This window comes from Rhodococcoides kyotonense (genome assembly GCF_900188125.1).
GTDB classification, from domain to species: domain Bacteria; phylum Actinomycetota; class Actinomycetes; order Mycobacteriales; family Mycobacteriaceae; genus Rhodococcoides; species Rhodococcoides kyotonense.
Map to the genome: position 1 here is coordinate 302,047 of NZ_FZOW01000004.1, position 21,229 is coordinate 323,275.

Annotated in this window: 19 protein-coding genes; 9 read left to right on the forward strand and 10 right to left on the reverse strand. The window is 65.4% G+C overall.

All coding sequences use genetic code 11. The features are described 5' to 3' along the window. Positions 1-6 precede the first annotated feature (6 nt). Complete coding sequence (locus CHB96_RS09175; RefSeq protein ID WP_089245499.1) at positions 7-498, reverse strand: gluconokinase; 492 nt, start codon at positions 496-498, stop codon at positions 7-9. 31 nt (positions 499-529) lie between these two features. Next, entirely contained in the window at positions 530-1,918 is a 1,389-nt protein-coding gene (locus CHB96_RS09180; protein ID WP_089245269.1) for a GntP family permease, read from the reverse strand. Between the two features lie 170 nt (positions 1,919-2,088). On the opposite strand from CHB96_RS09180, the gene CHB96_RS09185 reads away from it, so the two are divergent. Continuing rightward, positions 2,089-2,820, forward strand: coding sequence for a FadR/GntR family transcriptional regulator (locus CHB96_RS09185; RefSeq protein ID WP_089245271.1), 732 nt, complete (start codon positions 2,089-2,091; stop codon positions 2,818-2,820). On the opposite strand, the gene CHB96_RS09190 is transcribed toward CHB96_RS09185, so the two are convergent. From CHB96_RS09190 to CHB96_RS09215, 6 genes are all read right to left on the reverse strand, one after another. Then, positions 2,762-3,961: a lipid-transfer protein gene (locus CHB96_RS09190; RefSeq protein ID WP_089245273.1), complete on the reverse strand. Its 1,200-nt coding sequence runs from the start codon at positions 3,959-3,961 to the stop codon at positions 2,762-2,764. The genes CHB96_RS09185 and CHB96_RS09190 overlap by 59 nt on opposite strands. Continuing rightward, positions 3,958-4,335, reverse strand: coding sequence for a MaoC family dehydratase (locus CHB96_RS09195; protein WP_089245501.1), 378 nt, complete (start codon positions 4,333-4,335; stop codon positions 3,958-3,960). The genes CHB96_RS09190 and CHB96_RS09195 overlap by 4 nt, the downstream gene beginning before the upstream one ends. Next, positions 4,335-5,246 carry a bifunctional MaoC family dehydratase N-terminal/OB-fold nucleic acid binding domain-containing protein gene (locus CHB96_RS09200; protein ID WP_089245275.1) on the reverse strand — a complete coding sequence of 304 codons (912 nt, stop codon included), beginning with the start codon at positions 5,244-5,246 and terminating at the stop codon, positions 4,335-4,337. The genes CHB96_RS09195 and CHB96_RS09200 overlap by 1 nt, the downstream gene beginning before the upstream one ends. After that, entirely contained in the window at positions 5,243-6,394 is a 1,152-nt protein-coding gene (locus CHB96_RS09205; protein ID WP_089245277.1) for an acyl-CoA dehydrogenase family protein, read from the reverse strand. The genes CHB96_RS09200 and CHB96_RS09205 overlap by 4 nt, the downstream gene beginning before the upstream one ends. Beyond that, the gene (locus tag CHB96_RS09210) at positions 6,379-7,407 is read right to left on the reverse strand and encodes an acyl-CoA dehydrogenase family protein (RefSeq protein ID WP_089245279.1); all 1,029 of its coding nucleotides are present in this window, start codon (positions 7,405-7,407) and stop codon (positions 6,379-6,381) included. The genes CHB96_RS09205 and CHB96_RS09210 overlap by 16 nt, the downstream gene beginning before the upstream one ends. A gap of 124 nt (positions 7,408-7,531) precedes the next feature. Further along, positions 7,532-9,625, reverse strand: a complete 2,094-nt coding sequence (locus tag CHB96_RS09215; protein ID WP_089245281.1) for an acyl-CoA dehydrogenase family protein — start codon at positions 9,623-9,625, stop codon at positions 7,532-7,534. A gap of 92 nt (positions 9,626-9,717) precedes the next feature. Here CHB96_RS09215 and kstR point away from each other — a divergent pair, with 92 nt between their 5' ends. Both kstR and otsB read left to right on the forward strand, forming a co-directional pair. Further along, positions 9,718-10,398, forward strand: coding sequence for a cholesterol catabolism transcriptional regulator KstR (gene kstR / locus CHB96_RS09220; protein WP_245865379.1), 681 nt, complete (start codon positions 9,718-9,720; stop codon positions 10,396-10,398). Between the two features lie 49 nt (positions 10,399-10,447). Further along, a complete protein-coding gene (gene otsB, locus CHB96_RS09225) occupies positions 10,448-12,994 on the forward strand; it encodes a trehalose-phosphatase (protein ID WP_089245283.1) in 2,547 nt (848 codons plus the stop codon). A 76-nt stretch (positions 12,995-13,070) separates the two neighbouring features. Here the strand turns inward: otsB and CHB96_RS09230 are convergent, their stop codons facing one another. Beyond that, the gene (locus CHB96_RS09230; RefSeq protein ID WP_176444219.1) at positions 13,071-14,159 is read right to left on the reverse strand and encodes a LacI family DNA-binding transcriptional regulator; all 1,089 of its coding nucleotides are present in this window, start codon (positions 14,157-14,159) and stop codon (positions 13,071-13,073) included. A gap of 128 nt (positions 14,160-14,287) precedes the next feature. On the opposite strand from CHB96_RS09230, the gene CHB96_RS09235 reads away from it, so the two are divergent. The 6 genes from CHB96_RS09235 (at position 14,288) to CHB96_RS09260 (ending at position 19,347) form a co-directional block, all read left to right on the forward strand. Beyond that, positions 14,288-15,301 carry a metal ABC transporter solute-binding protein, Zn/Mn family gene (locus CHB96_RS09235; protein WP_089245287.1) on the forward strand — a complete coding sequence of 338 codons (1,014 nt, stop codon included), beginning with the start codon at positions 14,288-14,290 and terminating at the stop codon, positions 15,299-15,301. 53 nt (positions 15,302-15,354) lie between these two features. Beyond that, positions 15,355-16,176 (forward strand): metal ABC transporter ATP-binding protein, encoded by an 822-nt coding sequence (locus CHB96_RS09240; protein ID WP_089245289.1) that lies wholly within the window; start codon positions 15,355-15,357, stop codon positions 16,174-16,176. Then, a complete protein-coding gene (locus tag CHB96_RS09245) occupies positions 16,173-17,051 on the forward strand; it encodes a metal ABC transporter permease (protein ID WP_089245291.1) in 879 nt (292 codons plus the stop codon). Before CHB96_RS09240 ends, CHB96_RS09245 begins: the two co-directional genes overlap by 4 nt. 84 nt (positions 17,052-17,135) lie before the next feature. Continuing rightward, positions 17,136-17,894, forward strand: a complete 759-nt coding sequence (locus CHB96_RS09250) for a LamB/YcsF family protein (protein ID WP_089245293.1) — start codon at positions 17,136-17,138, stop codon at positions 17,892-17,894. Beyond that, entirely contained in the window at positions 17,894-18,496 is a 603-nt protein-coding gene (pxpB, locus tag CHB96_RS09255; RefSeq protein WP_089245295.1) for a 5-oxoprolinase subunit PxpB, read from the forward strand. Before CHB96_RS09250 ends, pxpB begins: the two co-directional genes overlap by 1 nt. Continuing rightward, on the forward strand, positions 18,493-19,347 hold the full coding sequence (locus tag CHB96_RS09260) for a 5-oxoprolinase subunit C family protein (RefSeq protein WP_089245297.1): 855 nt from the start codon (positions 18,493-18,495) through the stop codon (positions 19,345-19,347). Before pxpB ends, CHB96_RS09260 begins: the two co-directional genes overlap by 4 nt. A gap of 73 nt (positions 19,348-19,420) precedes the next feature. Here the strand turns inward: CHB96_RS09260 and CHB96_RS09265 are convergent, their stop codons facing one another. Beyond that, entirely contained in the window at positions 19,421-21,223 is a 1,803-nt protein-coding gene (locus CHB96_RS09265; protein WP_217899937.1) for an HNH endonuclease signature motif containing protein, read from the reverse strand. Between the last annotated feature and the right edge of the window lie 6 nt (positions 21,224-21,229).

Sequence of the window (21,229 nt, forward strand, 5' to 3'; positions counted from 1 at the left end):
CTTCATTCACTGAAATCTCTTCTCCAATTCGGCGATGATCCGAGCCGCGACTTCGGCAGGCGGAGGACCGACATCGACAACGATCGCGTCCTCGTCCGGTTCGATCGGCTCGAGCGTCGACAATTGCGTGTCGAGAAGGGTGCTCGGCATGAAGTGATCCATGCGCGCATTGAGCCGCCCACTGATTCGATCCCGAGTTCCGGCGAGATGGACGAATACGACAGTGCCGTCCGAGCCTTTTCTCAACACGTCGCGATAGCTGCGTTTGAGCGCCGAACACGTGACGATTCCGGGTTTGCCCGACTCCGTATGTGCCCGAATCCAATCCGCGATCGTCTCGAGCCACGGCCATCGATCCTCGTCGGTCAGCGGCGTACCCGACGCCATCTTCGCGACGTTCGACGCCGGATGTAGATCGTCGCCCTCTTCGAGATCCCACTTGAGCGCACCGGCGAGAATGCCTGCCACAGTGGACTTTCCCGAACCCGACACTCCCATCAGAACCAGGACTGGATGTGTGGTGCTCACGTCAGATCACCACACTCAACGCCAGCACGCCCGTCAGGCCCGCCACCGAGATCACGCATTCCATCACGCTCCATGTCTTCAAGTTCTGCACCACCGATGTACCCAGATATTCCTTCACCAACCAAAAACCTGCGTCGTTCACATGCGAGAGGAACAACGAACCCGCTCCGATCGCCAACACCATCAGCGACACGTGCGTCGACGGCAGTTCCGCAGCAACAGGCGCGAGAATGCCCGACGCGGTCACCGTCGCTACCGTCGCCGACCCCGTCGCGACGCGAATGAGCACCGCGACCAGCCACGCAAGGAACAGAACCGGCAGACTGCTCGAGCTGATCGCGTCGGCGATGACGTCGGCGATTCCCGTGTCGATCAGCACCTGCTTGAATCCACCGCCCGCGCCGACGATCAGGAGAATTCCTGCGATCGGCGGCAGCGAGCTTTCGAGCGATGTCGCGATGGCCGCACGGTCCATTCCGCCGCCTTTGCCGAGAAGACCGATACCGACGAGCACCGCGAGACCCAACGCGACGATCGGGGTGCCGAGGAAATCGAGGAGCCCCTTCAGCGGAGAATCCGATTCCGCTGCAACGACATCCGCGAGAGCCTTGCCCAGCATCAGTACGACGGGCAGAAGGATGGCTACGAGAGTCGCGGCGAAGGTCGGCCGTCGTCGACCGTTCTCGTTGTCGTTCTCGTCGTCCCCGGTCTCGAACAGCGCGGGCACCGGCACGTCGACCCACTTCGCCGCGAGTCTGCCGAACAACGGGCCTGCGACGACGACCGTCGGAATCGCCACGAGCACACCGAGTCCGAGCGTCAGGCCGAGGTTCGCGTTCAAGGCGGACACCGCCACGAGCGGACCCGGATGCGGCGGCACGAGTCCGTGCATGGCCGACAGACCCGCGAGAGTCGGGATCGCGATGCGAATGAGCGACTGCCCCGACCTGCGCGCGACGAGGATGATGACCGGCATCATCAGCACGAGCCCGATCTCGAAGAACATCGGCAGGCCGATCACTGCGCCGACGAGCGCCATCGTCCACGGCAGCATTCGCGGACTCGATCGGCCGACGAGTGTGTCGACCACACGATCCGCTCCGCCCGAGTCGGCGAGCAGCTTGCCGAACATCGCACCGAAGCCGATGAGGATGCCGACGCTGCCCATCGTCTCGCCGAAGCCCTTGACGAAGGCGGCCACCGAATCGGCCGCGCCGAGCCCGGCTGCGATGCCGACGCCGACAGCGCCGACGGTGAGCGAGATGAACGGGTGCAGTTTCAGCCAGGTGATGAGCGCGATGATGACGGCGACGCCGACCACCGCGGCCGCTATCAGCTGCAGGTCGGACGCGGTTGCGTCGTCCGCAGCCTGGGCGAGTGTTGTGAGCATGTTTCGGTCCGTCTCGGTGAGGTAGTCACGCCGTGGTAGTGCGGGTGACCGGCCTCACTATCCCCAATAATGTGGTGAATTGCAAGGTGCTGACTGATTCGTACTACGAATAGACCGGAGCGTCCGCGCCTACTTTCCCCACACGGGTGGCGTGGCCGCATAATCGAGCGGTGGCAACCGAAGCGAGCGCCGAGTTCCTGCAGTTGCACGACTCCGTCCTGGAGAAACTGGGGCTGGACATCGTGAGCGGCACGGTGCCTACCGGTACCCGAATCTCGGCCGACGACGTCGCAGCGCGCTTCGAGGTCTCACGAACCGTCGTCCGCGAGGTCGTGCGCGTCCTCGAATCCCTCGGACTGTTGACAGTCCGACGACGCGTCGGCATCACCGTGCAGGGTTCCGATCTGTGGAACTCGCTCGACCCGCTCGTCATCCGCTGGCAGCTCGCCGGACCCAACCGCGCCCGGCAGCTGTCGATTCTCAGCGAAATGCGTTCCGGTATAGAGCCTTTGGCTGCCAAGCTCGCGGCGCGACGAGCCACCCCCGAGCAGTGCGGACAGCTGACGGCCGCGGTGATCGGCATGTCGGCGACGTCACGAGCCGCCGATTCCGACGCCTACCTGACGCACGATTCCGACTTCCACCGCACGCTTCTGGCCGCGTCGGGCAATCCGATGCTGCGGTCGATGTCCGACATCGTCGTCGAGGTCCTCGCGGGCCGCACTCGCCACGATCTGATGCCGCACCGCGCCGAACCCGAAGCGATCCGCCTGCACGGCATCGTCGCATCGTCGATCCAGGCCGGGGATGCCGCAGCCGCGGAACAGGCGATGCTCGAGATCGTCACCGAGTCCGCGGACGCGATGCTTGCCGAGGAGCAGACAGAACGAGACCGGACGTAGGAACCCCGGTCCCGGCCGTCACGAGGACGTTCTCGACGTCCTGCACCTGATTGACCGACGTGCCCCGAATCTGACGAACGGCCTCGGCGATTCCGTTCATCCCGTGGATGTATGCCTCACCCAACTGCCCGCCGTGTGTGTTGAGGGGCAGTCGGCCGCCGAGTTCGATCGCCCCGTCACCGATGAAATCCTTTGCCTCACCGCGTTCACAGAATCCCAACTCCTCCAACTGCATCAGCACGTACGGAGTGAAGTGGTCGTACAGAACCGCAGTCTGGATGTCCGACGGAGTCAGCCCCGACTGCGCCCACAACTGATCGCCGACAAGGCCCATCTCCGGCAGTCCCGTCATCGCATCCCGGTAGTAACTGGTCATGATGTACTGGTCCGCGCCGCTTCCCTGCGCTGCCGCGGTGACGACGGCGGCAGGCTTCGCCAGGTCCCGCGCACGGTCCACCGACGTCACGACGAGCGCGATACCGCCGTCGGATTCCTGACAGCAATCGAGTAGGTGCAGTGGTTCGGCGATCCACCGCGAATTCTGGTGATCCTCCAGCGTGATCGGTTTTCCGTGGAAGAACGCCGCCGGGTTGTTCGCCGCGTGCTTACGATCGGCGACGGCGATGCGCCCGAAGTCCTCGCTGGTCACGCCGTAGACGTGCATGTAGCGACGCGCGACCATCGCGACGAACGATGCGGGTGTGCCGAGCCCGTGCGGATACGACCATCCTGCATCGATGCCCGACGACGTCGGCGCCTGCGCGAGATGCGACGCGACCTGCCCGAATCGGGCACCCGAGCGTTCGTTGAATGCCCGATACGCGACGACGACGTCGGCGACCCCGGTCGCCACGGCCATCGCAGCCTGCTGAATCGTCGCGCACGCCGCGCCGCCGCCGTAGTGAATTCGACTGAAGAACTTCAGGTTCGGGATGCCGACGGCCCGTGCGACGGCGGTCTCGGTGTTGGTGTCCATGGTGAACGTCGTCAGACCGTCGACGTCGTCGGGGCTCAGACCCGCGTCGTCCAGCGCGGCCGTCACCGCCTCGGCGGCGAGACGTAGTTCGCTGCGCCCGGAGTTCTTGGAGAAGTCCGTCGCTCCGATTCCGACGATCGCCGCCTTGCCGGACAGCGCGTTCATGCCAACCTCACCGTCGCCGTGATGTGGTCCCCGAGCGAATCCCTGCCGACGACGTCGACGGTCACCTCACCGCCGAGAACCTCCGCCACGCTTCCGGTCAGTGTCAACGTGTCGTACGCATACCAGGGGACACCGAGTTTCAGTGCGATGGAGCGCACTACGGCAGTCGGTCCGGCCCAGTCCGTGACGAAACGCTGAACCAGGCCGGTGTCGGTGAGAATGTTGACGAAGATGTCCTTCGAACCCCGTTCGACGGCCTTGTCACGATCGTGGTGTACGTCCTGAAAGTCCCTGGTGGCCAACGCAGTCGACACGATGAACGTCGGATCGGCGGTGACCTGCAGCTCCGGCAGCACGTCGCCGACGGTCGCGATCACCGGGCTACCTTCCAGGCAGGCAACGTGAGGTCGTCGTCGATTCGGATGAACTCGGCCTGCACGGGTAAGCCGACTACGACGTCCGACGGTTCGACTCCCCGCAGTTCTCCGAGCATCCGTACCCCTTCCTCCAGTTCGACGAGCGCCACCACGAACGGCACCGTGTGGCCCGGCACTGCGGGAGCGTGGTGGACGACGTAGCTGAACACCACTCCCCTACCACTCGCGACGACGTAGTCGATGGGCTTGCTCTTGTCCTGCCAGATCGCCGGAATCGGCGGATGCCGGATCGAACCATCCTGCACACGTTGGATTCTCAGCTCTCCCTGCCGAGTTCCTTCCCAGAAGAACTCGGTTTCCTGCGATGCGACGGGTCGGATCTGCCGGCTCGAATCAGGCTTGCTCTCGGGTGCGAACTTCAGCACTCGGAACAGCATCTCCGCCACCGGCTCGTCGCCGACGTACCACGTGTTGAGCACCGTCACGAACCAGCCGTGGCCGAGTCCGGTCTTCTTCGGCCCGACGACAGTGTCGAGGCGAGCGCGAAGCGAAACCTTCTCGCCCAGAACGAGATAACGATGGTAGGTCTGTTCGCAGTTGGTCGCGACGATGGAGGTGAACCCGGCGTCGTCGAGGATGTCCATGATCTGTCCGAGTGGATCGTCACCCGATCGCGGCCGGTGGAGCCCACCCATCGTCCAGACCTGCGCCATCGCGGGAGGCGCGACGATACCGTCGTGACCGGCAGCCCGAGCGGACTCGTCGTCGACGTAGATGGGATTGGTGTCGCCGATCGCTTCGACCCAGTTGTTGATCATCGGCTGGTTGATCGGGTCGCGGCCGAAGCGTGGCGATGACTCTCCCTGTGCGGCAATACGTTGCGCGGCCTCTGTGATGGATTCGCTCATCGGATCACCCGCGGTAGTCCGAGTCCGGCCGTCGCGATCAGTTCGCGCATCACCTCGTTGACGCCGCCGCCGAACGTGATGACGAGATTCCGTTTGATCTGCTTGTCCAACCAGGTCATGAGTTGTGCGGTGTCGGCGTCCGTCGGAGTTCCGTACCGCCCGACCATCTCGGCCGCGAGTCTGCCCACCCGTTGGACACGCTCGGTGGCGAACACCTTCGTCGCCGACGCGTCGGCGATATCCACGGAATCGGCTGCGCTCGAGGCGACCTGCCAGTTCAGAAGCTCGTTGATGCGGAACGTCGCGTGAATCTCACCGAGTGCACGACGCATGTCCGGTTGGTCGAGGAGACCGTGACTGTCGGCCCAGTCTCGCAGTCGCACGTACAGACCTGCGATGCGGCCGGCCGGTCCGAGCATGACGCGTTCGTGGTTCAGCTGTGTGGTGATGAGACGCCAGCCGGCGTTCTCGTCTCCGACCCGCATGTCCACGGGCACACGGACATCGGAGTAGTAGGTGGCATTGACGTGATGGGCGCCGTCGCACGTGATGATGGGCGTCCACGAGTACCCCGGATCGGTGGTGTCGACGATCAGCATGGAGATACCGCGGTGCCGTGAATCAGGCGTTCCCGTGCGCACTGCGAGCCAGATGAAGTCGGCGTCGTGCGCACCGGTCGTGAAGATCTTCTGTCCGTTCACGATGTACTCGTCACCGTGGCGCACCGCCGTGGTCCGCAGCGATGCCAAGTCCGTGCCCGCTTCCGGTTCGGTGTACCCGATCGCGAAGTGAACCTTCCCTGCCAGAATGGATGTCAGAAACCTGTCCTTCTGGGCGTCGGTGCCGTATCTCTGCAACGTCGGCCCGACGGTCTGCAGCGTCACCGCGGGTAGCGGAACATCCGCTCGTGCAGCCTCGTTCACGAAGATGGACTGTTCGACGTCACCGAATCCCCGGCCGCCGAACTCCTTCGGCCAGCCGACGCCGAGCCACCCGTCCGAACCCATCCTCTCGATGATGCGGCGGTAGGTCGGGCCGTGCCGCTCCGTCATCATCGTGTCCGCGTCGTCCTCGCTGACGAGATCGGCGAAGTAGTGCCGTAGTTCGGCTTGAAGCTTGGACTGCTCTTCGGTCAGTTCGACGAACACGCTGCCCCCACGAGGTCGAGCCGGTACGATGATCCTCCGACGAGCCGCGCGAGATCCGCTGCGGCAGAGTAGAACTTGTGCATCGGATAGCTGATGTCGACACCGATACCACCATGCAGATGGTGACACATCTGCATCGCCGCGGGCAGTTCCGACGCTATCCAGTACGCGAGGATGTCACCGTCATCGGCTGGACTGTCGGACTGCACCTGCCATACGGCGGACGTCGCCGCGACATGCAGTGTGCGAGAGACGATGTACACGTCGGCGATCTCACCCGCGACGGCCTGGAACGTCGCGAGGGGCTTGCCGAATTGGCGACGGTCGGCAAGGTGGCGAGCAGTCAGTTCGACGGCGCCCGCAGCAAGACCGTCGGCGACGGCGCCGATCGCTGCCGTCGCGATCCGATACAGCGCGTCGATGTCCGACGTCACGAATTCGGCTGGTGCACCGTCGAATTCGATCGCATACTCGGGGTCGTCGCTCGATGCAGGCGTCCGAGTGAGACGCACTCCGTCGGCGGTGGGATCGACCAGAACGACGCCCGCCGACGTCGGCACCAGGATGCTCCGCGCTTGTTCCGCATAAGCGACGGCGATCTTGGTACCCGTGACTCTGAGAGTGTCGCCGTCGAGATTCGCGACCGTCTGCGGATGCGTCGGGAAGGGGCGGCCGGGTTCCATCAACGCGGCGGTCAGGATGCACCCCGGCGTGACGGTTCGCTCGACGAGCTCTTGGTCGGCGAGCGTCACGAGCGGAACGATTCCGAACCCCATGGTCGCCAGTGAAGGCCCTACCGCCGCCGCCTTGGCGAGCTCGGTGAGCACGGCGGCCGCGTCGAGCAGCCCGGATCCGTCGCCCCCGAGGGCTTCGGGAAGCAGCATCGTGAACAGACCTGCCTCCGTCATCGCCGCATGAAGGTCGGCCGTTCTCGATGCAGGAAGATCGCGAGCCAGGAGTGACGCGACCATGTCGGCCACCGTCGTCTGGGTCTCGTTTCCGGTGAAGTCCACGCGTACCTCCGTCCGAGCCGGTAGAACGTGTTCTATTTTTAGCATCCTCGGGTGTGACTACGCCACCCGTGCGCGGAGAGTTGGTCTCCTGACCAACTACGCACGCACGGGCCGCGCAGCGGCACTACCGCGGCAGCCCCAGAATCCGCTCGGCAGCGACGGTCTTCAGAATCTGCGACGTGCCGCCTGCGATCGACAGGCACCGCGTCAGCAACATCTCCTTCGCGAGCGGGCCGTCCACGACGCCTGCGAGTCCCGACGCCTCCAGCGCGAATTCGGCGACGTCTTGCCGGTGCCGAACACCGACGAGCTTGCGGACGCTCGATTCGGGGCCTGGGTCCTGCCCGTCGAGGCGTCGGAGCATCGCACGGACGTCGAGGACCGCGCCGACCTGCCCGTCTGCGAGCAGCCCACCGAGACGGTCGTCGAGAGCCGCGTCGAAAGAATCTGCCGTCGCCTTCAGTACGTCTTCGAGTGCCGATCCGAGTGCAGACCCGCGGCTCATCGCGACACGCTCGTTCGACAGAGTCGTCCGTGCGAACTTCCACCCGTCCCCCGGTCGACCGACGAGACAGTCGGACGGAACAACGACGTCGTCGAGGTAGACCTCGTTGAAGACCGCATCACCGGTGATCTCACGCAGCGGTTCGACGCGAATCCCCGGCGTGCGCATGTCGACGAGGAAGTAGCTGATTCCCTTGTGCTTCGGGGCATCGCGGTCGGTCCGGGCGAGGCAGATCGCCCAATCGGCCTCGCGTGCCAGCGACGTCCAGATCTTGTGGCCACGCAGCCGCCAGCCGCCGTCGACCTGGGTAGCCGTCGTCCGGAGCGACGCCAAGTCCGAGCCCGCCTCGGGTTCACTGAACAGCTGGCACCAGGTGATGTCACCGCGCAACGTCGGGCCTGCGAATCGGTCGATCTGCTCGGCCGTTCCGTGTTCGAGGATCGTCGGCATCGCCCACCAGCCGATCACCAGGTCAGGCGGTTCGACGCCTGCCGCCGCGAGCTCCTCGGCGACGATCAACTGCTCCGCATGCCCTGCATCTCGGCCGTACGGACGCGGCCAATGGGGAGCTGCAAGCCCGGACTCTGCCAATGCGACGCGCGGATCCTCGGCGCGCGCGATGGCTGCGGCGTCGGATCGGATGTTCTCGCGCAGTCCCGCATCCCCCAGCTCGATCTCGAGGTGTCGACGCGCCCCTGCTCGCGACAGTTCCGTCACCCGCCGACGCCACCGCGACGTGCCGCCGAACGCCTGCCGCAGCGACAGAGCGCGTCGTAGATACAGGTGCGCGTCGTGCTCCCAGGTGAACCCGATGCCGCCGAGCACCTGGATACAGTCCTCGGCGGTCTCGACGGCTGCGTCGAACGCGATCGACGCGGCGACGGCCGCAGCCAGCGGAAACTCGCGTCCGTCGGCCGCCACTGCCGCATCCCACGCTGCAGCCCTTGCCTTTTCGACGCGACACAGCATGTCGGCGCACAGATGCTTGATCGCCTGGAAGCTGCCGATCGGGGCGCCGAACTGCTCGCGGATCTTCGCGTAGTCGACGGCCGTGCGCAGACACCAGCCCGCGACGCCCGCTGCCTCGGCGGCGGACAGTGTCACCGCGAGGTCGCGCACGCGTGCGAACCCGACGCCGCGGACGATGTGCTGCGCCTCGACTCCGGTCAGAGACAGCCTCGCCGACGGCATGCTGTGGTCGAGGCCGGTCAGCGCCTCGATCTTCACGCCGGGGGCGTCGGCCGGAACCCGACACCACAGTTCTTCACCTGCGTCGACCGGCACCAGCACGTCGACACCGTCCGCGAGGCCGAGTACGACGTCGACCTCCCCATCGAGAACCAGAACGGCCCCGTCGACACGACCGCGCACGGAACCTGGCGGCACCACCAGCGCACACGGTCGATCGCTGTCGATCATGGCCTCATCGCTGTCGATCATGGCGGCGACGGCCGTCGAGATCACCGGCCCGCCGACGAGACCCGCGCCGACTTCCTCGATCATCGCGGCGAGATCGGGGACGGTCCCGCCCGCCCCGCCTGCGTCCTCCGGCACGGCCACCGAGAACACGCCGAGGCCGACGAGTCCGGGCCAGGACGTGCGCCACACCTCCAGGTCGTGAGCGCGTAAAGTTACTGTCGGTTGCGCGGAGGACACCCAGGAACGGATCGAATTCTGGACGTCGCGCTGATCCTCTGTCGTGGCAATGGTCACAGTGAAACCCCAGCTCTCGAGATGACTTTTACATCTAGAACGTGTTCTAATACGCTAGCTGGTCAAGCTCGAGGTAAGAAGGAAAACCAACGATGACCTCTTCATCTCGGCCGGGTGTGTCAGAACCCGCCGACAAGGACGGAGCCACGCCGTCGACACCGACGCCGCTGCGTTCGGTCGGCGTGCTCAGCGACGACGACCTGAGTTCCAACGCGCAGCGCGAACGCCGCAAACGCATTCTCGACGCCACCCTCGCCCTCGCCTCGAAGGGCGGATACGAGGCCGTGCAGATGCGTGCCGTCGCAGAACGCGCCGACGTCGCCGTCGGAACGCTGTACCGGTACTTCCCGTCCAAGGTGCACCTACTGGTGTCCGCGCTCGCGCGTGAATTCGAGAAGATCGATTCCCGTCGCAAACTCCCGCCGGGCCAGACCCCGCAGGAGCGCATGCACCTCATCCTCGGACAGATCACACGAGCGATGCAGCGTGATCCGCTTCTCACCGAAGCGATGACACGCGCCTTCATGTTCGCCGACGCGTCCGCGGCCGCCGAGGTGGATCAGGTGGGTCGCCTGATGGACCGTTTGTTCGCCAAGGCGATGAGCGACGGTGAGCCAACGGACTTGCAGCTCAGTATCGCTCGCGTCATCAGCGACGTGTGGCTGTCGAATCTCGTCGCGTGGCTGACGCGTCGATCGTCGGCGACGGACGTCGCAGCGCGGCTCGAACTGACCGTCGACCTTCTGCTCGGGAACGGCAAGCCGCTCGACTGAGGTAGCGTCCGAGTGAGCCGGACCGACCGCTATCGCATAGATTCGAAGTGTGACTGCACAGGATCTGCCGCTGGAACTTCGCCGCGCCCTGATCGGGGTGGCCAGAACGCCACGACTGCTCGTCACCTCGGATTACGACGGGACGATGGCGCCCATCGTGTCCGATCCGGACAAGGCGTTCCCGCATGCCGAGTCGGTCAATGCGATGCGCGGCCTCGCAACTCTCGCCGGAACCACCGCGGCTGTCATTTCCGGTCGCGCTCTGCGTGATCTCGCGACGCTGTCCCGACTTCCGGCCGAGGTTCAGCTCGTCGGCAGTCACGGAAGCGAATTCGACGTCGGCTTCATTCATGCCATCGACGACAAGGCCAAGAACCTTCTCGCGACCATCTCGGACGAGATGAAATCGATCGCCTCCCGCTTTCCCGGTGTGAGCGTCGAGACGAAGCCGGCGAGCGCGGCGCTGCACGTGCGCAACGCCGAATCGAACGACGCCGAACGAGCTTTGAACGCGGTACGCGAAGGCGTCGCCACGCGCGAGGGCGTGCAGGTGACCGAGGGCAAGTCGGTCATCGAATTGGCCGTCATCGTCACCGACAAGGGAGCCGCGCTCGACATCCTGCGTCATCAGGAAGCGGCAACGGCCGCAGTCTTCTTCGGCGACGACGTCACCGACGAGAAGGCGTTCGCGCGTCTCCACGGCCCGGACATCGGCGTCAAGGTCGGGCCAGGGGACACCGCCGCGGAGTTCCGCATCGACAGCACCGAACAGGTGTCGCTCGCCCTCGCATTCCTGCTCGATCAGCGTCGGCAGTGGCTGTCAGGTGCCGACGCCCCACGCATCGAGCGTCTGACGATGCTCGCCAGCCCCAACGCGGTCGCGCTCCTGACGCCCGAAGCGACGATGACGTGGCTGTGCCACCCCGAGCCCGATTCCGCAGCGATCTTCGCGCACCTTCTCGGCGGCGACGGCGCAGGCCACTTCAGCATCGGCCCGACGAGGGCGGCGCTGCCGCTGAGTCAGCAGTACGTCGACGGAACCATGACGGTGCAGACCAAGTGGTCCAGCCTGCAGGTCACCGACTACCTGCCGCACGACGTCCCCACCGGCCAAACCGCGTTGACTCGCGTCGTCACCGGCAAGGCGACCGCCGTGGTCACGTTCGCGCCTCGTCCCGAGTTCGGCAAGGTCTGGGTCCGGCTCGAACCGGAGGCCGACGGCCTGCGGATCTACGGCACCGCCGACGCGATGGTGCTGCGTAGCCCCGGCGTCAAGTGGAACATCGTGTCCGACGGTGCCCAGCAGACTGCCCACGCGCAGATCGATCCCACCGAGGGACCCGTCGTGCTCGAATTGCGGCTCGGCACAGAAGATCTCGGGCCGTCGCGAGTGCCCGAGGTGGAACGTCGTGCGCAGTCCGAGGCCTACTGGAGCAGCTGGGTCGACGGCCTGTCGTTGCCCCCACTCAAGCGCGATCTGATGAAGCGGTCCGCGCTGACGCTGCGCGGGTTGGTGCATTCCGACTCCGGCTCGATCATGGCCGCCGCGACCACGTCGCTGCCCGAGGAGATCGGCGGTGTCCGCAACTGGGATTACCGCTACTGCTGGCTGCGCGACGCGGCCCTCACCGCATCCGCCCTCGTCAGCGTCGGCTCCCTGAGTGAGGCCGAGAACTACCTGGCATGGATTCACGGTGTGCTGCAATCGGTTCCGGGCCCGGAGCGACTGCACCCGCTCTACACCATCTGGGGACTCGGCCTTCCGCCGGAGGCCGTCATCGACGAGCTACCCGGCTACGCGGGCTCGCGCCCGGTACGCGTCGGGAACGCAGCGAACCAGCAGGTGCAGCTCGACGTCTTCGGGCCGATCGTCGACCTCATCTCAACGCTGTCGCATGCGCGTCAGGCTCAGGGCTTGGACGGCAAAGAGGCTCTCTCCGAGGACGATTGGTCACTCGTCCGCGCGATGGTGGAAGCCGTCGAACGTCGGTGGTCCGAGCCCGATCACGGCATCTGGGAGATCCGCGGCAACCCGCGTCACCACGTGTACTCGAAGGTGATGGGGTGGATGACCATCGACCGGGCACTGACGCTCGCGGAGACTTTCGACCGGGAGACCGAACCGACCTGGACGACGCTGCGCGACCACATTCGTACCGAGGTCCTCGAGCAGGGCTGGAACGACGAGGTCCAGTCGTTCACCGCCGCCTACGACGGCATCGATCTGGACGCGGCGACGCTGCACATCGGGTTGTCCGGTCTGATCGACCCGTCCGACCCGCGTTTCGCGTCTACGGTCACCGCCACCGAGGCCGAACTGCGCAGCGGCTCGACGGTGTACCGCTACCACCATGACGACGGTCTTCCCGGCGGCGAAGGTGGCTTCCACCTGTGTGCCGCGTGGCTGGTGGAGGCGTACCTGCTCGTCGGGCAGCGGTCCGAGGCGGAGGCGTTGTTCGCCCAACTCGTCAGTGCAGCCGGGCCGACGGGTCTGCTCAGTGAGGAGTACGACCCCGTCGCCGAACGGTCGCTCGGCAATCATCCGCAGGCGTACAGCCACCTCGGGTTGCTCAGGTGTGCGGCGTTGCTGAGCTGAGTTTTCCCATCGCTTGAATGCGCCATTCATACGTTCAGATCGTATGAATGGCGCATTCAAGCGATAAAAAAACGGGTCACACCGGCGGCGCCGCGGCCGTCCGCCCCTTGACCAGCTCGGTCGGCAGGATCTCGGTCGCCATGACACCGGAGTGCGACGTCGACAGCAGCAGCGTGCCCGCGCGTCGACCCTTCTCTTCGGCGTCCTGACGCACGGTGGTGACGTTGTCGCGGATCGCTGCCTCGACGCCGTCGAATCCGGTGACCGTCAACTGGCGCGGCACGTCGATGCCCGACACCTTGGCGAAGTTCAACGCTCCGAGCGCCAGTACGTCGGTGGTGCACAGCAGTGCCGTCGTGTCGCGATTGGCTTGAAGTGCTTGCGCCGCAGCGGAATGCCCGGATCTCTTGGTGTGCTCGAACCGCTCGACGACGGTCAGCGTACTCGGGTCGAGTCCGGCTTCCTCCATTGCTTCGTGCACACCGGCGATCCGCTCACGCTGCACGTGAAAGTGACTGCCCTCCAAGCGCTTCGGCGGTACGACGCCATCGCGGCGGTCGCGTCCGAGACGCATGCACAACACCGCAATGTGCTTGTGCCCCAGAGCGATCACCTGTTCTGCGATCTCCTTCATCGCAGCGCGGTCGTCGATCGCGACGAGCGCAGCCTCCGGAACGCCGCGCGGCTGATCGCAGATGACGATCGGAAGGTGACGTTCGCGTACCGCCATCAGGTAGGGGTCGTCGTCGGCGACGGAGTAGACGACGAATCCGTCGACACCTGCCTGCTGCACGACAGCGGCAGCAGCGGTGTCGTCGCGCTCGGGTCCGGCCGGGATGAGCAGCAGACCCTGCCCTGCCGCCTCGCACGATTCGGCGAGGCCTGCGAGGAACGCCATCGCGGCCGGGTCGCGGAACGAGTAGCTCAGCGCTTCCGTCAACAACAGACCGACCGCGCCTGCCTTGCGTGTGCGCAGCGATCGGGCGACGGGATCCGGCCCGGCATACCCGCGCCTCTTGGCTGCCATCAGCACGCGTTCGCGCAGCTCAGGCGACAACTGGTCGGGCCTGTTGTAGGCGTTGGACACAGTTGTGCGCGACACCTTCAACTCGGCGGCGATGGACGCCAACGTGGCGGGACGACGCGGCTCCCTCGACCTGGACATATGGGGACGTTAGCCGCAAAGGCACTGGTTGTGAAAGTTGACCGATTCGATCGTCGGCCGATCGGCCGCTAGAGTACAACGGAAACGGTTTCCAATTGCATTTATACGAACAGTCCCAAGGAGCACCCGTGCGATCCCTTTCTCGTAACACCGTTGCCGCGCTCGGCTTGACCTGCGCCGCAGCTCTGACGCTCAGCGCGTGCAGCTCCGACACCGACACTGCCGGCTCTGCTCCCGCGTCACCCGTCGACGGACCGATCACCATCGTCGCGTCGACCAACGTCTGGGGCAGCGTCGCCGAAGCTGTCGCGGGCGACCTCGCGACCGTCGACTCGATCATCGCCGACCCGTCCGCCGACCCGCACTCCTACGAAGCCAGCGCCGGTGACGCGGCGAAGGTCGCCGAGGCGTCCCTCGTCGTCTACAACGGCGGCGGCTACGACGAGTTCATCGAGGACATCCTCGGCACCGAGGGCAAGGACGTGCCGTCGGTCAACGCGTACGACCTGCTCGACGCCGATCATGCGCACGGTGAAGACACTCACGACGACGCAGCACACGCCGAAGAGACCACCGAGGCACCCGCCGACGATCACGGCCACAGCCACGGCGAGAACAACGAGCACGTCTGGTACGACGCCGAAGTCGCCGCTGCGACAGCCGAATCCATCGCCGAGAAGCTCGGGCAGCTGGACCCGGACAACGCCGCGCAGTACACCGCCAACGCCGAGACCTTCCACGATCAGGCCCACGACATCACCGACGTGACCGCGAAGATCGCCGCCGACCACCCGGGCGCACCCGTCGCGCAGACCGAGCCGATCGCGCACTACCTGATCGAGGAGTCGGGACTCACCGACGTCACACCGGACGACTTCAAGAACGCCATCGAGGAAGGAAACGACCCGTCGCCCGCGTCGATCGCGCAGACGCGTGACCTGTTCGCGTCGAACTCGGTCCAGGCACTCGTCTACAACGTGCAGACCGTCGATTCCGTCACCGAGGACATCCGCGCGACGGCCGAAGCAGCGGGTGTCCCCGTCGTCGAGGTCACCGAAACGCTCCCCGAGGGCATGACGTACATCGAATGGCAGACCAAGGCAGCCCAGGATCTCCAGACTGCCCTGTCTGCATCTCGATAACTGTCTGCATCCTGAGTGGTCGCCGCTTCGGCGGTACTGGAAAGCTGTAGATCATGTCTGCTGTAGAACTGCGTGACGCCGCCCTGGCATTCGGTGAACGCACGTTGTGGCAGAACCTGGACCTGACGGTCGAGAGCGGTGAGTTCATCGCGGTCCTCGGCCCCAACGGGTCGGGAAAGACGTCGCTTCTCAAGGTCCTGCTCGGCCAGAATCATCTGACGCACGGCACGGCGACGATCGCCGGTCAGCCCGTCCGTCACGGGCAGTCCGGGGTCGGATACGTCCCGCAACAACGAAGCATCGACGACGGTCTCCCCCTCCGCGGGCGGGACCTCGTCGGGCTCGGCTGGGACGGTCACCGGTGGGGACTCGGCCTGCGTGGCATGCGTGAGCGCAAACGCATCGTGCAGAGTGCGATCGACCAGGTCGACGCGGGCGCGTTCGCCGGCGCTCCCGTCGGCACCATGTCCGGTGGCGAGCAGCAGCGACTGCGCATCGCGCAGGCACTCGTCGGCGATCCGTCCGTTCTGCTGTGCGACGAGCCCCTGCTCAGCCTCGACCTCGCGAACCAGCGGCTCGTGTCGGGATTGATCGATCGCCGACGCCGGGAGCACGACACCGCCGTCCTGTTCGTCACCCACGAGATCAATCCGATTCTGCCGTTGGTGGATCGGGTCGTGTACATCGTCGACGGCAAATTCCGCATCGGCGCACCCACCGAGGTCATGACGACCGAAGTGCTGTCGGAGTTGTACGGCACCGAGGTCGAGGTCCTGCACGTGCGCGGACGGCTCGTCGTCGTCGGCACCGGAGACTCGATCGACGCGCTCGGAACCGCAGGCGCACATCATCCCCCCACCGAGGATCCGGCATGAACGACAAGGTGATCGACGCCTTCTCCAAGATGTTCGACTTCAGCACCACCGCGAATCTGCTGAGCTACGACTTCGTCCAGAGCGCGCTCATCGCCGCAGCCATTCTCGGCTTGCTCGCGGGCGCGCTCGGGCCGTTGATCGTCAGCAGGCAGTGGGCGTTCGCCGTGCACGGGTCGTCCGAGTTGTCGCTGACGGGTGCATCCGCTGCTCTGCTCGTCGGGATCACCGTCGGACTCGGCGCGATCGTCGGTTCGGTGGTTGCGGCGATCATGTTCGCGTTGCTGGGTTCCAAAGCGCGCGATCGTGATTCGGTCATCGGCGTCATCATGTCGTTCGGTCTGGGCCTGTCCGTACTGTTCATCTGGCTGTATCCCGGACGTACGGGGACGAGCTTCTCGCTGCTGATCGGCCAGATCGTCGGCGTCGGGCAGAGCGGACTGCAGTTGCTGTTGATCTGCGCCGTCGTCGTGCTGATCGTGCTCGCCGTCGTCTATCGACCGTTGTTGTTCGCCAGCACCGATCCAGAGGTCGCACTCGCCCGCGGCGTCCCGGTGCGAGGATTGGCCGTCGTGTTCGCTGTGTTGGTCGGCGTCGCGTGCGCACTCGGCGTGCAGATCGTCGGGGCGTTGCTGGTGCTGTCGCTGCTGATCACGCCGGCCGCAGCCGCCGCCCGTGTCACCGCCAGCCCGCTGAAGGCAACGTTGCTGTCGATCCTGTTCGCCGAAACCGCCGCGGTCGGAGGGATCCTGCTGTCCCTTGCTCCCGGCGTTCCAGTGTCGACCTTCGTCACCACCATCTCGTTCGTCATCTACCTGATCTGCCGGGCCGTCGGGTCCCGGCGTAAAGCGAACTCGGGCAGGGTTCTGCCGGCCTGAGATGTGACGTTCGGTCACCGCACTCGCGATTGCGTGCGCCGGTAGATCTGCCTCGCCGATGATCACGGGCCTAGACTGGTCACGATGCCTTCCATCGATTTGAACTCCGACCTCGGCGAGAGCTTCGGCACCTGGACACTCGGCGACGACGACGCGATGCTGTCCATCGTCACGAGCGCCAACGTCGCCTGCGGGTTCCACGCCGGTGACCCTCGCACCATCCTCGACACGTGCCGCGCGGCCACCGAGAACGCCGTACGTATCGGCGCGCAAGTCGGCTACCGCGATCTGGCCGGTTTCGGTCGACGGTTCATCGACATCGAACCTGCCGATCTGACGGCCGACGTCCTGTATCAGATGGGCGCCCTCGACGGCCTCGCACAGGCCTCCGGTTCTGCGATCGCATACGTCAAACCGCACGGCGCGTTGTACAACGCGATCGTGACGCACCGCGAGCAGGCGCGAGCCGTCGTGGAGGCGGTACGAAGCTACGATCCGACGCTGCCCGTACTCGGGTTGCCGGGCTCCGTGTTTCTCGACGAGGCACGCAGCGCCGGATTGCGCACAGTGGCAGAAGCTTTCGCCGACCGTGCCTACACACCGACGGGTGAGCTCGTGTCCCGCCGTACCGAGGGTGCCGTGCTGTCGGATCCGTCCGAGGTAGCGCAGCGGGTACTGCGCCTCGTTCGAGACGGTGTCGTCGAGGCGATCGACGGATCGACGGTCTCCGTCGACGCGGAATCGATCTGCGTACACGGCGATTCACCCGGCGCCGTCGACATGGCACTCGCGATCCAGACACTGTTGTCCGACAACGACATCGACATCTCTGCCTTCGTCTGATGATCGTCCACGATTGCGGTGATCGAGCGCTACTCGTCGAATACGACGACTTGGCGGAGACGATGTCATGGCACCGAGCGCTCGAAGCCACCGTCATCGACGACGTCACCGACCTCGTTCCCGCCGCACGCACGGTGCTCGTTCGGCACAGCGGAAACCGCGATCGGGTTCTGAAGTGGATTCGCGAGACCGAACCGGACCGGAACCTCGACATTTCCGACGCCGAGCAGATCGTCGTCCCCGTCTCCTACACCGGCGACGACCTGGAGGACGTCTCTCGATCCACCGGATTGTCTGTCGCAGAAGTCATCTCGGCACACACCGATCAGGTGTGGACGGTCGCGTTCGGGGGTTTCGCACCGGGCTTCGGGTATCTCGTCGGCACCGACGACCGACTGCACGTCCCACGCAAAGCAACCCCACGTACGACGGTTCCCGCCGGGTCTGTCGGGTTGGCCGGTGCGTTCTCCGGCGTGTACCCGCGCAGCTCTCCCGGCGGTTGGCAGCTGATCGGCACCACCGACGCGGTTCTCTGGGACCCGCACCGCGATCCCCCTGCCCTGCTGCGACCCGGAGTCACCGTCAGATTCGAGGCGCGATGACGTCGATCGAAATCGTCGCACCCGGGCCTCTGTGCACGGTGCAGGATCGCGGGCGCCCAGGGTACTCGTCGATCGGCGTGGGACGGTCCGGCGCAGCGGACCTTCGATCACATGACACCGCAAATCGGCTGGTGGGCAATGCCTGTGACGCTGCAACTCTCGAAGTGACCATGGGTGGCCTGCGTATCCGTGCACACGGAAGTGTCGTGACGGCGGTAACCGGCGCTGACGGTGGCATCACGGTGAACGGCATTCCGGACGGGATGTATTGCACACTCGACCTGCACGACGGTGACGAATTGAGCATCGGCACACCGACTTCGGGGTTGCGAACATACATCGCGGTAAGGGGCGGGATCGATGTCGACCCTGTTCTTGGCAGTCGGTCGACCGACACGATGTCGGGGCTCGGCCCGAGGCCAGTGACCGCAGGAGACACACTCGCCGTCGGCAACGAATTATCCGATTGGCCGGCAACCGATCTCGCGCCCACCTCCAGAATCACAGGGACGCTGGACGTCTCGGTCATCCTAGGTCCTCGTGCCGATTGGTTCGCCGATCCTGAAGTGCTGTTCTCTCAGGACTGGTCGGTGACCGCCGATTCCAACCGTGTCGGACTCCGACTCGACGGCGAGACTGCGCTGGAGAGATCCGGGACCGACGAATTGCCCAGCGAGGGAATGGTGTCCGGCGCCCTGCAGGTACCGCCGGACGGAAAGCCTGTGTTGTTTCTCGCCGATCACCCGGTGACCGGGGGTTACCCGGTGGTCGGCGTCGTGGTCAGCGAGGATCTGCCGGAGCTCGGGCAACTCAGGCCTGGTGACTCCGTGCGTTTTCACGTCCGGGCATGACTGTAGGCGGCACATGTGGTGCTCTGTGCCGCATACAGCGGATATGAGAGGTTGGCCGGGATCAGCGGCCCGGTCAGGCCGCTGAGTCCGGAGTCTCCCTCGCCCGGCCGTCCGCGTCAGGCGGCGGGACATCCGGCTGTGGGATATCGGGCCGTGGGATATCGGGCCGTGGGATATCGGGCCGCGGGACGTCCGGATTGGGATAGATGTATTCGTTCGGATGATGGTAGTGATTGACCCGCCCGCGCCTGCTCGGGTCGACTATGGCGGGCGTATGCCACAGGGTGCGGCCTGGGTACCGGTGGTCGGGTCCGGCTTTCGTTGTCGCCCACTCGGAGTCCGACGGCCCGATCAGCTGGTGATGCTGATCGCAACCCAGCGTCAGCGAATCGATATTGGTGCCGCCGCCCTTGGCCCACTCGTCGATATGGTGCACCTGGCTCCACACTGCAGGCCTTGTGCAGCCCGGATGCGTACACCCACGGTCGGAGGCCATCAACACGATCCGCTGATCTGCCGATGCAAGCCGCTTCGACCGACCCAGGTGCAACGGCCGTCCATCATTGTCGAAGATCACCAGGTAGTGATGCGCGTGCGATGCCATCCGAATCGCGTCGCGCATCTTCACCAGCGACCCGGTGGCGGTCACCGCATGCCCCGACGCGGCTTCCAGATCTTTCAGGTTCATCGACACGATCGCTGTCACCGGTAGTCCTCGATGCTGGCCTAGCTTCCCCGACGCCAACATCTGCCGCAGCACCACCTTCATCGCGTCATGCTGGCGCCGCCCCTGACCGCGGTGATCGCGAGCAGCCCTGCGCTCGGCCTCCACCTCTGCCTGGGACTTCGGCTCGGAGCCCTCGCCGCCGCAATCAGGTGTGTCACGTACGCCCGACTCGCTCCCAGATCCATGGTCGTCCCAGTCACCAGGGTGTCGGACGTCGCTCTCGGTGCCGTCGGGTCTGTCGAACAAGGTCGGCCCGCCCTGCCCGGTGCTGCTACTACTGACGTTCGTATCGCCGTCTGTGTTGTCCTGATCGGGTTCGTCGTTGTCCTGATCGGGTTCGTCGACGACCGGTTTCTCGTCGGACGGGTTGCACATCCCGGGCTTGGCCCACTTCGCGAACATCGCTTCCGCATAGGACCGGAACTCGGCGTCGACCACGCCGGTCACCTTCGACAACCCGTCCTCACCCTGCACCCCGAACCGCACGTACGCACGATCCGCCACCTGATCCGGCGGCAGGTCCCCATCGGGATCCAACGAGTCGTACAACCGCCGTGCTGCAGCCTTGAACTCGTCCGGCAGCAGTTCCTTCGCCAACTGCGACAGCTGCCGCTCCGCCGACTCCCGAGTCTCCGGATCGACCTTCGAACCCAACCGCTTGAAGAACAGCCGCACGGTGTTCTGATGTTCCTCGTCGAGAACACCGTCCTCCGCAGCCATCGCCGTCGCCGCCAGCACCGGTTCCAGCCGTTCCCCCGACATCGCCGTCCGCTCCCCGAACTGCTCCGCGAAGCGCACACGCTGTCCCGCCCGCGCCCGCGAGAACCGCATCAACACCGCCAACGCGTCGGGCACCGAACCATAGATATCGTCCAACCCGTGCTGGTCCATCAGATCCGCGATCCAGGTGTGCGACATGCCGAACAACGCCCGCGACACCATTTCCATCCGCGTCAGCAAAGCCCTACGGTCGGAATTCGGCAGCGCCACCGTCTGAATCCGACCGAGCACCTCCACATGCTCCTCGATGACCTCCACTACATGCTTCGGATACCCAGCCTCGATCGGCAACACCGAACTCAGCGTTGCCGATTCATCCTGCAGCGGAGCAGCATTCGCCGCATCTTCACCGTCGACCGACGGGTCCACCCCTGG